This is a genomic window from Streptomyces sp. NPDC048257 (assembly GCF_043201855.1).
GTDB lineage: Bacteria > Actinomycetota > Actinomycetes > Streptomycetales > Streptomycetaceae > Streptomyces.
The window spans coordinates 161,098-173,843 of record NZ_JBICZI010000013.1 but is presented as its reverse complement, the minus strand read 5'-3'; the positions used below and the strand labels follow the sequence as shown (position 1 = coordinate 173,843).

The 12,746-nt window shown below is 71.6% G+C and carries 11 protein-coding genes; 6 read left to right on the top strand and 5 right to left on the bottom strand.

Annotated elements, in window-relative coordinates; translation table 11 throughout:
• Nucleotides 1-279: 279 nt before the first annotated feature.
• The 4 genes from ACGFZK_RS24230 to ACGFZK_RS24215 all read right to left on the bottom strand — a co-directional run bounded on the left by ACGFZK_RS24230 (nucleotide 280) and on the right by ACGFZK_RS24215 (nucleotide 4,835).
• Complete coding sequence (locus ACGFZK_RS24230) at nucleotides 280-1,113, bottom strand: S-methyl-5'-thioadenosine phosphorylase (protein WP_393850941.1); 834 nt, start codon at nucleotides 1,111-1,113, stop codon at nucleotides 280-282.
• A 76-nt stretch (nucleotides 1,114-1,189) separates the two neighbouring features.
• The gene (locus ACGFZK_RS24225) at nucleotides 1,190-1,507 is read right to left on the bottom strand and encodes an FmdB family zinc ribbon protein (protein WP_393850940.1); all 318 of its coding nucleotides are present in this window, start codon (nucleotides 1,505-1,507) and stop codon (nucleotides 1,190-1,192) included.
• A gap of 67 nt (nucleotides 1,508-1,574) precedes the next feature.
• Complete coding sequence (locus ACGFZK_RS24220; RefSeq protein ID WP_393850939.1) at nucleotides 1,575-2,945, bottom strand: MFS transporter; 1,371 nt, start codon at nucleotides 2,943-2,945, stop codon at nucleotides 1,575-1,577.
• 366 nt (nucleotides 2,946-3,311) lie between these two features.
• Complete coding sequence (locus ACGFZK_RS24215) at nucleotides 3,312-4,835, bottom strand: potassium/proton antiporter (RefSeq protein WP_393850953.1); 1,524 nt, start codon at nucleotides 4,833-4,835, stop codon at nucleotides 3,312-3,314.
• A gap of 215 nt (nucleotides 4,836-5,050) precedes the next feature.
• On the opposite strand from ACGFZK_RS24215, the gene ACGFZK_RS24210 reads away from it, so the two are divergent.
• On the top strand, nucleotides 5,051-7,906 hold the full coding sequence (locus ACGFZK_RS24210) for a penicillin acylase family protein (RefSeq protein ID WP_393850938.1): 2,856 nt from the start codon (nucleotides 5,051-5,053) through the stop codon (nucleotides 7,904-7,906).
• Between the two features lie 23 nt (nucleotides 7,907-7,929).
• On the opposite strand, the gene ACGFZK_RS24205 is transcribed toward ACGFZK_RS24210, so the two are convergent.
• Nucleotides 7,930-8,505, bottom strand: coding sequence for a 5-formyltetrahydrofolate cyclo-ligase (locus ACGFZK_RS24205; RefSeq protein WP_393850952.1), 576 nt, complete (start codon nucleotides 8,503-8,505; stop codon nucleotides 7,930-7,932).
• Nucleotides 8,506-8,698: 193 nt separating this feature from the next.
• On the opposite strand from ACGFZK_RS24205, the gene galU reads away from it, so the two are divergent.
• The 5 genes from galU to ACGFZK_RS24180 all read left to right on the top strand — a co-directional run bounded on the left by galU (nucleotide 8,699) and on the right by ACGFZK_RS24180 (nucleotide 12,744).
• On the top strand, nucleotides 8,699-9,601 hold the full coding sequence (galU, locus tag ACGFZK_RS24200; RefSeq protein ID WP_393850937.1) for a UTP--glucose-1-phosphate uridylyltransferase GalU: 903 nt from the start codon (nucleotides 8,699-8,701) through the stop codon (nucleotides 9,599-9,601).
• A gap of 4 nt (nucleotides 9,602-9,605) precedes the next feature.
• Nucleotides 9,606-10,952, top strand: coding sequence for a gephyrin-like molybdotransferase Glp (gene glp, locus ACGFZK_RS24195; RefSeq protein WP_393850936.1), 1,347 nt, complete (start codon nucleotides 9,606-9,608; stop codon nucleotides 10,950-10,952).
• A 72-nt stretch (nucleotides 10,953-11,024) separates the two neighbouring features.
• Nucleotides 11,025-11,504, top strand: a complete 480-nt coding sequence (moaC, locus tag ACGFZK_RS24190) for a cyclic pyranopterin monophosphate synthase MoaC (protein ID WP_030012065.1) — start codon at nucleotides 11,025-11,027, stop codon at nucleotides 11,502-11,504.
• A 110-nt stretch (nucleotides 11,505-11,614) separates the two neighbouring features.
• Complete coding sequence (locus ACGFZK_RS24185) at nucleotides 11,615-12,118, top strand: molybdenum cofactor biosynthesis protein B (protein WP_393850951.1); 504 nt, start codon at nucleotides 11,615-11,617, stop codon at nucleotides 12,116-12,118.
• A 17-nt stretch (nucleotides 12,119-12,135) separates the two neighbouring features.
• Complete coding sequence (locus ACGFZK_RS24180) at nucleotides 12,136-12,744, top strand: GNAT family N-acetyltransferase (protein WP_393850935.1); 609 nt, start codon at nucleotides 12,136-12,138, stop codon at nucleotides 12,742-12,744.
• Nucleotides 12,745-12,746 lie beyond the last annotated feature (2 nt).

Below are 12,746 nucleotides of genomic sequence, written 5' to 3'. Positions count from 1 at the left end.
GTGCGGCCGGCCGCGCGTCTCGCCCCCCGGGGCGCCCCCCCCCCCCCCCCCGCCCGGGCCCCCGCCCCCGGGGGGGGGGGGCGGGCGGCCCCCCCCCCCCCCCCCCCCCCCCCACCGCCCAGATCCGCATCGGCGCCCACGCCGACGTACCCGGCTTCCGCCGCGAACTCCCGCAGCTCCCTCACCGAGGCCTGCGCCACGGTCATCCCCCCGAAATCACCCATGCGGAAAGGCTAGGGGCCGCCACTGACAACGTGGTCGTGGGGAGCCCGGCAGGGGTTACGGAAGCTCGATGCCCAGGTCCCAGCCGTCGTGCGCGTGCGTGCACAGGCAGTCGCGGCTCTCGGTGGCCGGCAGGGCCGCCACCGCGTCGAAGAGGACCTCGCGCAGCCGCCCGACGTTCTCGCCGAACACCTTCAGGACCTCCGTGTGCGACACGCCCTCGCCGGTCTCGGCGCCCGCGTCCAGGTCCGTGACCAGGGCCATCGAGGTGTAGCAGAGCCCCAGCTCACGGGCGAGGACCGCCTCCGGGTGACCGGTCATGCCGACCACCGACCAGCCGGCCGCCGCATGCCACCGCGACTCGGCGCGCGTCGAGAACCGCGGCCCCTCGATGACGACCATGGTGCCGCCGTCCACCGGCTCCCAGTCCCGCCCGCGGGCCGCCGCCAGTGCCACGGACCGGCCCACCGGGCAGTACGGGTCGGCGAAGGTGGTGTGCACGACGTTCGGAACGGAACCGTCCGGCAGCGGCTCCCCGTCGAAGAAGGTCTGGGCACGGGCCTTCGTACGGTCGACCAGCTGGTCGGGAACGAGCAGCGTGCCCGGCCCGTACTCGGCCCGCAGGCCGCCGACCGCGCACGGGCCCAGCACCTGGCGGACCCCGACCGAGCGCAGGGCCCACAGGTTGGCCCGGTAATTGATCTTGTGCGGCGGGACGGTGTGACTGCGCCCGTGCCGGGGCAGGAAGGCCACCTGGCGCCCGCCCAGCTCACCCACGTACAGGGAGTCGCTCGGGGGCCCGTACGGGGTCTCCACCTGGATCTCGGAGACGTCCTCCAGGAAGGAGTAGAAGCCCGAGCCGCCGATGACACCGATCTCTGCGTTCACCATGCGGCCCACCCTAACGGGGTACGCCGAAAGGCCCCGCTGCCCCGGTCAGGGCGGGCGGGGCCTCGGAAGGAAGCGGTCAGGCGGCCGACGTGGAGCTGCTGCTCGAGCTCGACGACGTCGAGGACGACGAGGCGGCAGGAGCGGCGGCGGCGGTCGACGTCGAGGGCGACGAGGAGCTCGAGGACGGCTTCGAGGCAGGGGTGCTGCTCGACGACGCGCCACGGCTGTCGTTCCGGTAGAAACCGGAGCCCTTGAAGACGATGCCGACCGCGGAGAACACCTTCTTCAGGCGTCCGTCGCAGCTCGGGCACACGGTCAGTGCGTCATCGGTGAACTTCTGCACGGCCTCAAGGCCCTCACCGCACTCGGTGCACTGGTACTGGTAGGTCGGCACGAATTTCCTCCTGGCACTCTCACTCAATGAGTGCTAACGACGCTCCATGGTGACGTATTCCGGCGGATCAGTCCACCGTCACCGGCACGCGGTGACCCATCCCACGCTCGTTCACCCGGTTACGGGAGGCCGACGGGACGGTCGCGGTGGCGGTCGCCGGGGCGATCGCCGGGGCCGAAGCCGCCCCCGACTGCGCGGACGCGTTCACGATCCGGCTCGGAGCCTTCGGGGCCAGCTTCGCCCGCAGCGCCAGCAGCGTGGCCAGCGCGAGCGCGGTGGCACCCATGGGCACGAGGAAGCCGAACGAGGACCCGTGCGCGTCCGTCAGGCGGCCGGCCAGGGTGACGGCGATGGCCTGACCGAAGGCGATCGAGCCGGTCAGCCAGGTGAAGGCCTCGGTCCGCGCATTGGCGGGGATCAGCTGCTCGACCATCGTGTAGCCGGTGATCAGCGCCGGGGCGATGCACAGGCCGACGACCAGGCCGAGCGCGCCCAGCAGGATCATCGAGTGGGCGGCCCACAGGACGGACGCGGCGGCGGTGAGGCCGATGTAGCCCAGGATCAGCCTGCGGCGCGGGCCGATCTTCCAGGCGATGGCGCCCATGGCGATGCCGGCGATCATGTTGCCGGCCGCGAAGACGCCGTAGAGCAGGCCGTTGGCCCCGGGGTTGCCGATCTCGTTGGAGAAGGCGGCGAGCGAGACCTGCATGCCGCCGAAGACGGCGCCGATCCCGAGGAAGGCGAAGATCAGGACGCGCAGGCCCGGGAAGGACAGCGCGAAGGCGCGCTTCTCACCGGCGGCCGACGGGGCGTGCGCCTTGGGCTGGGTGGCCCGCTGGGCCGCGAAGAGCAGGCCGCCGAGCAGGGTCAGCGTAGCCTCGGTGACCAGGCCCGCCGCCGGGTGGACGCCGGTGCACAGCGCGGTCGCGAGGACCGGGCCGACGACGAAGGTGAACTCGTCGGTGACGGACTCGAAGGCGGCGGCCGTAGGCAGCAACGGCGAGCCCTCCAGCTTGGTGGCCCAGCGGGCCCGGACCATCGGTCCGACCTGCGGCACCGAGGCGCCGGTGGGTACGGCGGCCAGCGCCAGCGCCCAGACCGGCGCGTCCAGCAGCGCGAGCGCGGCCAGGCCGGTGACGGCGGCGGAGTGCGTGAGGACCACGGGCAGCAGGACGGCGCTCTGGCCGAGGCGGTCGGTGAAGATGCCCATCAGCGGGGCGGACAGTGCCATGGAGACACCGGTGACGGCGGCGACGATGCCGGCGCTGCCGTAGGAACCGGTGGTGTGCTGGACCAGCAGCAGGATGCTGATCGTCAGCATTCCGAAGGGGAGTCGTGCTGCGAAGCCGGGGAGTACGAAGCCGAGGGCGCCGGGGGTGCGCAGGAGCTGCCCGTAGCCGGGGCGGGCGGACGTGTCGGTCGTGACCGCGGATGTCACGGCCTTGCCTTTCCGCTGCCTGGTAGAGCGTCCCCGTCTGCGGACGATGCGTCGCCTTGTGAGCGACCGCACCCGTACATGTGGGAGCCCCGAGAGCTGTCCTCTTGCGCAGAACCGAGTGATACCTGGGCGCCCACTGCGGGTGGTGCCACGGCCGCTTTGCGGTCGCGCCAGCTCTGCGTCAGGCAGAGTTGGTTCGATCTGGTGTGCCTTCATCGTACAGGGAAAGCCACTACCACGCCCTGTGAATTCGGCGACAAGGGGTGTCTTCACCTGGGATTAGCGGCCGGTTCGCAGGTAAAGAGGCCGGAAAGGCAGGCGAAAGCGGGCATATCTCAGCGAAATCGGCGGAATTAGAACGACGCTCTAATGCGAAACGGGTCCGCCCGTACCCAGCCACCCCGCGAGCTTGCCGCCCCGGGCCACCGCCCGCAGCCGTGCCTCGGCCGCGTCCCGGACCGGGTCCGTGGCCACCACCAGCAGCTCGTCCCCGCGCCGCAGCACGGTCGACGGCGCCGGTACAAAACTCTTCGCGTCCCGGACCACCAGAGTGACCGAGGCCCCCGGCGGCAGCCGCAGCTCGCTCACCTCCACGCCGTGCATCCGCGAGGCGGGCGGGATCGAGAAGGAGAGCAGGTGGCCGCGCAGCTTCTCCAGCGGCGCCGACTCGATCCCGAGGTCGGAGGCGCCCTCGTCCCCGCTCCCGAGGTTCAGCTTGCGCGCCAGCCAGGGCAGGGTCGGCCCCTGCACCAGGGTGTAGACGACGACGAGCACGAAGACGATGTTGAAGACGCGGTCGCTGCCCTCGATCCCGGACACCATGGGGATGGTCGCCAGGATGATGGGCACGGCGCCGCGCAGGCCCGCCCACGACATGAGCGCCTGTTCCTGCCAGGGGATCCGGAAGGGCAGCAGGCTGATGAAGACCTCCAGCGGCCGCGCCACCATCGTCAGCACCAGCCCGATGATCACCGCGGGCCAGAAGTCGCGGACCAGCTCGTGCGGGGTGACCAGCAGGCCCAGCAGCACGAACATGCCGATCTGGGCGATCCAGCCGAGCCCGTCGGCGAAGCCCCGGGTGGCCGGCCAGTGCGGGAGCTTCGCGTTCCCGAGCAGCATCGCCGCCAGGTACACCGCGAGGAAGCCGGAGCCGTGCGCCATCGCGCCGGCCGCGTACGCCACGATCGCGATGGCCATCACGGCGATCGGGTAGAGGCCGGAGGCGGGCAGCGCCACGTGCCGCAGGCCGTACGCGCCCAGGAAGCCCACGGTCAGTCCGATCGCGGCGCCGATCGCCAGCTCCAGGGCGATCTTGCCGAGCAGGACGTACCACTCGTCCACCGGGCCGACGGTCGAGAAGGCCACCACCAGAATGACGACGGGTGCGTCGTTGAAGCCGGACTCGGCCTCCAGGACACCCGTGATCCGGGAGGGCAGCGGGACCTTCCGCAGCACCGAGAAGACGGCCGCCGCGTCGGTCGAGGAGACGACCGCGCCGATCAGCAGGGCCTGCCGCCATTCCAGTCCGACCAGGTAATGCGCTCCCGCCGCCGTCACGCCCACGCTGACCGCCACGCCCACCAGTGAAAGCACGACCGCGGCCGGCAGGGCCGGCTTGATCTCTTTCCATTTCGTGCCCAGACCACCCTCGGCGAGGATCACGACGAGTGCCGCATAGCCGATGACCTGGGTCAGCTCGGCATTGTCGAACACGACGTTGCCGATGCCGTCCTGGCCTATCGCGATGCCTATGCCGAGGTAGATGAGCAGGCTGGGGAGACCGCTGCGCGAAGAGATGCGCACCGCCGCCACCGCGACGAGCAGCACGAGCGAGCAGACCAGCAGAAGCTCATTGAGCGTGTGGACAGTCAGCGGGCGGCCCTCCTCAATGCGCCCGGCGGATCGATCCTCCCGGCGACAAGTTCGGCAAGTAGTTCGTTACCTTACCTAATCTTTGACGCGCCCTTTACGCGATAACCACATTGTGAAACGCCTGTTCCCCCCTGTCCTCCAGACCTCGACCCCTGGCGGATCAACGAAGTCGGTCCTGCGCCTATGGTTGCTCCCAGTACTCCCAGGACCACCCTGCCCCTCTAAGGACAGCGATGCCCGCCAACGAAACCGCTCCTCCCGTCAAGAAGAAGGGACGACGCGCCCGTCTGATCGTGCTCGTCCTGGTCCTGGCGCTCTTCGCGGGCCTCGGCTACGGGGCGTACTGGAGCGTGGACGGCGTGCGCGCCTCCTTCCCCCAGACGACCGGCTCCCTCAAGGTGCCGGGCCTGACCGGGACCGTCGACGTCAAGCGTGATGCCCACGGCATTCCCCAGCTCTACGCGGACAACGACGACGACCTCTTCCGCGCGCAGGGCTACGTGCACGCGCAGGACCGGTTCTGGGAGATGGACGTACGACGTCACATGACGTCTGGGCGGCTCTCGGAGATGTTCGGCTCCGGCCAGGTCGAGACGGACGCCTTCCTGCGCACCCTGGGCTGGCGCCAGGTCGCGCAGGCCGAGTACGACACCAAGCTGTCGCCCGAGACCAAGAAGTATCTGCAAGCCTACGCCGACGGGGTCAACGCGTACCTGAAGGGGAAGTCCGGCAAGGCCCTCTCCGTCGAGCACGCCGCCCTCGAGCTCAGCGACGACTACCGGCCCGAGCAGTGGTCGCCGGTGGACTCGGTGGCCTGGCTCAAGGCGATGGCGTGGGACCTGCGCGGCAACATGCAGGACGAGATCGACCGCGCGCTGATGGCGACGAAGCTCTCGCAGGCGCAGATCGACGAGCTCTACCCGCCGTACCCCTTCGACCGGAACAAGCCGATCGTCGAGGGCGGCAAGGTCGACGGCGGGAAGTACACCCCGCAGGGCGCCGCCGCCGGCAGCGGCTCGGGCGCCGGGACCGGCACGGGCACCGGGACCGGCTCCGGCAGCGCCGTCGGAACCCAGACCTCGGCCGCCACGGACACCCCCACCGGCCTCGCCGGCAACGCCACCGCCCAGGGCGCGACCGTGGGCCTGCGCACCCAGCTGAGCTCCCTCGCCGACACCCTGGACAAGATCCCCGCGATCCTCGGCCCCAACGGCAGCGGCATCGGCTCGAACTCCTGGGTCATCTCCGGCAAGTACACGACCACCGGCAAGCCGCTGCTCGCGAACGACCCGCACCTGTCCCCGCAGCTGCCCTCGGTCTGGTACCAGATGGGCCTGCACTGCCGCGCGGTCTCGGCCCAGTGCCAGTACGACGTGGCCGGCTACACCTTCTCCGGCATGCCCGGCGTGGTCATCGGCCACAACGCCGACATCGCCTGGGGCATGACCAACCTCGGCGCCGACGTCACCGACCTCTACCTGGAGCAGGTCAAGCCCGAGGGCTACGTCTACGACAACAAGGTGCTCCCCTTCACCACCCGTGAAGAGGTCATCAAGGTCGCGGGCGGCGACAGCAAGAAGATCACCGTCCGCACCACCAACAACGGCCCGCTCGTCTCCGACCGCAGCGAGGAGCTCGGTACGGTCGGCACCCGCGCCCCCGTCGCCAGCTCCGCCCCCGACCGCGGCGACGGCTACGCCGTCGCCCTGCGCTGGACGGCGCTGGACCCGGGCAAGACGATGGACGCGGTCTTCAAGCTCGACCGGGCCAAGGACTTCGCCTCCTTCCGGGCGGCGGCCGCCGAGTTCGACGTGCCGTCCCAGAACCTGATCTACGCCGACAACAAGGGCGCGACGGGCAACATCGGCTACCAGGCCCCCGGCCGCATTCCGGTGCGAGGCCAGGGCGACGGCCGGATGCCCACCCCGGGCTGGGACTCCAAGTACGCCTGGAAGGGCGGCAAGGACGGCAACGCCGGCTACATCCCGTCCAACGAGATGCCCTGGGACTCCAACCCGTCCCGCGGCTACATCGTCACCGCCAACCAGGCCGTCGTGGAGACCGGGACCGGCGCGGGCAAGTACCCGTACCCGCTGACCACCGACTGGGGCTACGGCGCCCGCAGCCAGCGGATCAACGACCTCATCGAGGCGAAGATCAAGGACGGCGGCCGGATCTCGACCGACGACATGCGCACCATGCAGATGGACAACAGCAGCGAGATCGCCGCGCTGCTGACCCCGATGCTGGCGAAGATCGAGGTCTCGGACCCGGGTGTGCGCGCCGCGCAGAAGCTGCTGGACGGCTGGAACTACACGCAGGAGCCCGACTCGGCGGCCGCGGCCTACTTCAACGCGGTCTGGCGCAACATCCTCAAGCTGTCCTTCGGCGACAAGATGCCCAAGGAGCTGCGGATCGAGGGCAGCTGCATGAACGTCCTCGGCAACGGCACCGGCCCCGCCGACGACCTCGCCAAGACCGTCCGCGAGTGCGGCACCCGCGACTCCGACTCGGCGCAGCCCGACGGTGGTGACCGCTGGTTCGAGGTGGTCCGCCGCCTGGTCAAGGACGAGAAGTCGCCGTGGTGGAGCTCGCCGAAGACCGTGACCCAGCCCGCGGCCACCACGCGCGACGAGCTCTTCGCCCGGGCCATGCGGGACGCCCGCTGGGAGCTGACCGCCAAGCTCGGCAAGGACCAGTCCACCTGGAGCTGGGGCCGGCTGCACCAGCTGACCCTGAAGAACCAGACGATCGGCACCGAGGGCCCCGGCTTCATGCAGTGGCTCCTCAACCGCGGCCCGTGGAACCTGGGCGGCGGCGAGGCCACGGTCAACGCGACCGGCTGGAACGCCTCCAGCGGGTACGGGGTCACGTGGGTGCCGTCGATGCGGATGGTCGTGAACCTCAACGACCTCGACAAGTCGCGCTGGATCAACCTGACGGGTGCCTCGGGGCACGCGTACAACGCGCACTACACGGACCAGACGACGATGTGGGCCAAGGGCGAACTGCTGGAGTGGCCCTTCGGCAAGGACGCCGTCGAGAAGGCCACGGTCGACACCCTGACCCTGGAGCCCGGGGGCTCGTAGGGACCCGGGCCGGGATCAGGTCGTCACGAGCCGAAGCGGCGCACCCCTGACGGGGTCGCCACCGCCTGTACGGGGTGGTCGTGCGGTTCCTCCGGGACCCGCGCGACCACCTCGTCGTCGTAGAGGAGCACGACCAGCGCGGGATGCGCCCCGGCGCGCTCCAGCCGCTCCAGCACCCGGTCGTACGAGCCCCCGCCGCGGCCCAGGCGCATTCCGCGGCCGTCCACCGCGAGCCCGGGCAGCAGCACGGCGTCGGCCGCGGCGACCGCGTCCGGGCCGAGCGCGGGACCGGTCGGCTCCAGCAGGCGCATCTTCCCCGGGTGTGCGGCCTCGGCGAGGCTGCCGGGGCCCTCGTACGCCGCCCAGTCGAGGTCGTTGTCGGGCAGCAGCAGGGGGAGCAGCACCCGCTTGCCGGCCGTGCGCAGGGCGTCGAGGAGCTCCCGGGTGCCGGGTTCGGTGCCGATCGAGACGTACGCCGCCACCGTGCGGGCATCGGCCAGTTCGGGCAGTTCGAAAGCCCGGACGGCGAGCGCGGTGGCCGCCGTACGGCACGTGCCGGGGGACAAGGCGCGGCGCGCGGCGAGCAGTTCCCGGCGCAGCCCGGCCTTGGCGGAGGCGGAGGCCGATGCGGTGGCCGGGTCGGCGGGCGGGCCGGTGGACGGGCGGGCGGCCGGGCCGGTGGGCGGGTTCTCTGCCACGACGAAATCAAATATCCTTCCGAATCAGGGCATACCTGTATCTACCTGCAGCGATCTAGTCTGGCCTTCGGCAGAACCCACTATCGTTCTGGCCATGACTATGTTGCACCCCGTGATCAAGAAGGCCGTGATTCCGGCCGCTGGCCTCGGCACTCGGTTCCTTCCGGCGACCAAGGCGACCCCGAAGGAAATGCTCCCGGTTGTGGACAAGCCGGCCATCCAGTACGTGGTCGAGGAGGCCGTGGGGGCCGGGCTCGACGATGTGCTCATGATCACTGGGCGTAACAAGCGTGCGCTGGAAGACCACTTCGACCGGAACTACGAGCTGGAGTCGGCTCTCATCGCCAAGGGCGACGACGACCGGCTGAAGAAGGTCCAGGAATCCAGCGACCTGGCCACCATGCACTACGTCCGCCAGGGCGACCCGCGGGGTCTGGGCCACGCCGTACTGTGCGCCGAGCCGCACGTCGGCCGCGAGCCGTTCGCCGTCCTGCTCGGCGACGACCTCATCGACCCGCGCGACCCGCTGCTGCGTCAGATGGCCGACATCTACGCCCGCACCGGCGGCACCGTCATCGCGCTCATGGAGGTCGACCCGGCCAGTGTCCACCTCTACGGCTGCGCCGCCGTGGAGGCCACGGACGAGGAGGACGTGGTCCGCATCACCGGACTCGTCGAGAAGCCGGAGCCCCAGGACGCCCCCAGCAATTTCGCTGTTATTGGACGCTACGTCCTCAACCCCGCGATCTTCGACATACTGCGGGAGACCGAGCCGGGCCGCGGTGGGGAGATCCAGCTCACCGACGCCCTGCAGAAGCTGGCCGCCGACGAGAGCGTCGGCGGTCCGGTGCACGGCGTGGTCTTCCGGGGCCGTCGTTACGACACCGGGGACCGCGGCGACTACCTGCGGGCCATCGTCCGCCTCGCGTGCGAGCGCGAGGACCTGGGCCCCGAGTTCCGCACCTGGCTTCACCGTTACGTCACGGAGGAGATGTAGCACCTTGAGCAGTTCCGCACCGCAGGACACCGGCCACCGTCTGTGGTCCGTGGACGAGCACCTCGCGGACGTCCTCTCGGCCGTCCGGCCGTTGGAGCCCATCGAGCTCCAACTGCTGGACGCCCAGGGCTGTGTCCTGGTCGAGGACGTGACCGTGCCCGTCGCCCTCCCGCCCTTCGACAACAGCTCCATGGACGGCTACGCCGTCCGCACGGCCGACGTCCAGGGTGCGAGCGAGGAGTTCCCCGCGGTGCTGACGGTCATCGGGGACGTCGCGGCGGGCAGCGGTGAGCTGCCCACCGTGGGCCCCGGCGAGGCCGCCCGCATCATGACCGGCGCCCCGCTGCCGCCCGGCGCGGAAGCCGTCGTACCGGTCGAGTGGACCGACGGCGGCACGGGCGGCGGCGCGGCCGCCGGGATGACCCCGGCCAGCGCCGCCCCCGAGCAGGCGGGCGGCGAGGTACGGGTGCACCGCGCCGCCGAGGCGCGGGCGCACGTCCGCGCGCGCGGCAGCGACGTACAGGCCGGCGACCTGGCGCTTGCGGCCGGCACGGTCCTCGGGCCGCCGCAGATCGCCCTGCTGGCCGCCATCGGGCGCGGCACCGTACGGGTGCGGCCGCGCCCCCGCGTGGTGGTCCTGTCCACCGGCAGCGAGCTGGTCCAGCCCGGCGAGGCGCTCACCGCGGGCACCATCTACGACTCCAACAGCTTCGCGCTGGCCGCGGCCGCGCGGGATGCCGGGGCCATCGCCTACCAGGTCGGCGCCGTCGCGGACGACGCCGACACCCTGCGCGCCACCATCGAGGACCAGCTGATCCGGGCCGACCTGCTCGTCACCACGGGCGGGGTCAGCGTCGGCGCGTACGACGTGGTCAAGGAGGCGCTGTCCTCCGTCGGCTCGGACGACGCCGACGCCGAGGACGTCGAGGGGGGCGGGGTCGACTTCCGAAAGCTCGCCATGCAGCCCGGCAAGCCGCAGGGCTTCGGCACGATCGGCCCGGACCACACCCCGCTGCTGGCACTGCCCGGCAACCCGGTGTCCTCGTACGTCTCCTTCGAGCTGTTCGTGCGCCCCGCGATCCGCACCCTGATGGGGCTGCCGGAGTCCGAGGTGCGGCGGCCGAGCGTGCGGGCGGTGCTGGAGGCCGGCAAGGCGCTGGGCTCCCCGGCCGGCCGGCGCCAGTTCCTGCGCGGCAAGTACGACGCGGAGAGCGGCACGGTCAGCCCGGTCGGCGGATCGGGCTCCCACCTGATCGCCGCGCTGGCGCACGCGGACTCCCTGATGGTCGTACCGGAGGACGTCACCTCGGTGGAGCCCGGGACCGAGCTGGAAGTGATCCTGCTCGGCTGAAGCGGGGCCGGTACGGGTAGCGTGTGTCGCACCACACAGGCCCCTCGGGGCCCAGAGCGGAGCGGCGCAGCAATGAGTACCGAGAGCAGGCTCACCCACATCGACGAGGCCGGCGCGGCCCGGATGGTCGACGTGTCCGGGAAGGACGTCACCACCCGGACGGCGCGGGCCAGCGGACGCGTACTCGTCGCCCCGCGGGTGATCGAGCTGCTGCGCGGCGAGGGCGTCCCCAAGGGTGATGCCCTCGCCACCGCGCGGATCGCCGGGATCATGGGGGCGAAGAAGACCCCCGACCTGATCCCGCTGTGCCACCCGCTGGCCGTCTCGGGCGTGAAGGTCGACCTGCGGGTCGCCGACGACGCGGTCGAGATCCTGGCCACCGTGAAGACCACCGACCGTACGGGCGTCGAGATGGAGGCGCTCACCGCGGTCGCGGTCGCCGGCCTCACCGTGATCGACATGGTGAAGGCGGTCGACAAGGGCGCGGTCATCACGGACGTCCGGGTGGAGGAGAAGACCGGCGGCAAGTCCGGCGACTGGGCGCGCTCGTGAACGCCCCGCGCGGCGGCGAGGTGCACAGCCACAGCCACAGCCACACCCACAGTCACGGCCCCGGCCACGGTCCCGGCGACGGCGCTTCGAGCGGCGAGCCCCCGCGGCCGCTGGGCCGGGCGCTGGTCGTGACGGCCTCGAACCGGGCCTCGCAGGGCGTGTACGCGGACAAGGGCGGCCCCCTGCTGGCGGAGGCGCTGGAGCGGCTCGGCTTCACGGTGGACGGCCCGCGGGTCGTCCCGGACGGCGATCCGGTGGAGCAGGCGCTGCGCGAGGGCGTGGCTGCCGGGTACGCCGTCATCCTGACCACCGGCGGGACCGGAATCTCCCCGACCGACCGCACCCCGGACGCCACCGCGCGGGTGCTGGACTACGAGATCCCGGGCATCCCGCAGGCCATCCGCGCCGAAGGCCTGGCGAAGGTGCCGACCGCGGCCCTGTCCCGGGGCCTGGCGGGCGTGGCCGGGCAGACCCTCATCGTCAACCTCCCCGGCTCGACGGGCGGGGTGCGCGACGGCCTCACCGTCCTGGCCCGCGTCCTGCCGCACGCGGTGGACCAGATGCGGGGCGGCGACCACCCCAGACCGGCGGCACCCTCCGGGAGCACGAGCTGAACGGCCCGACCTGGCCGGTGGTCCTGACGGACGGCGATGTCACGCTCCGGCCGATAAAACTGCGGGACCAGAAGGCCTGGCGCGAGGTCAACCGGCGCAACCGCGACTGGCTCCGGCCGTGGGAGGCCACGATTCCGCCGCCCGCGCCGTGGGGGCCGGTGATCCAGCGGCCCACGTACCGCCAGATGGTCCGCCATCTGCGGGCGGAGGCGAACGCGGGCCGGATGCTGCCCTTCGTCATCGAGTACCAGGGCCGGCTGGTGGGCCAGCTGACGGTCGCCGGGATCACCTGGGGCTCGATGTGCGCGGGCCACGTCGGCTACTGGGTGGACCGCGAGGTGGCGGGCCGCGGCGTGATGCCGACGGCGGTCGCGCTGGCGGTGGACCACTGCTTCGGGAAGGTCGGCCTGCACCGCATCGAGGTGTGCATCCGCCCCGAGAACGTGCCGAGCCGGCGGGTCGTGGAGAAGCTGGGCCTGCGCGAGGAGGGTCTGCGGCCGCGCTATCTGCACATCGACGGGGCCTGGCGCGACCACCTCGTCTACGCGGTGACCGTGGAAGAGGTGCCGGAGGGGCTGCTGCGCCGCTGGCACCGGTCGCGCCACTCACCGTCCCCGCCGAAATAGCG

Bases quoted from the DNA above. Each gene is read 5' to 3' on its own strand.
- ACGFZK_RS24230 (WP_393850941.1), bottom strand. From the start codon at position 1,113: ATGGTGAACGCAGAGATCGGTGTCATCGGCGGCTCGGGCTTCTACTCC.
- ACGFZK_RS24210 (WP_393850938.1), top strand. From the start codon at position 5,051: ATGCCCGCCAACGAAACCGCTCCTCCCGTCAAGAAGAAGGGACGACGC.
- galU (WP_393850937.1), top strand. From the start codon at position 8,699: ATGACTATGTTGCACCCCGTGATCAAGAAGGCCGTGATTCCGGCCGCT.
- moaC (WP_030012065.1), top strand. From the start codon at position 11,025: ATGAGTACCGAGAGCAGGCTCACCCACATCGACGAGGCCGGCGCGGCC.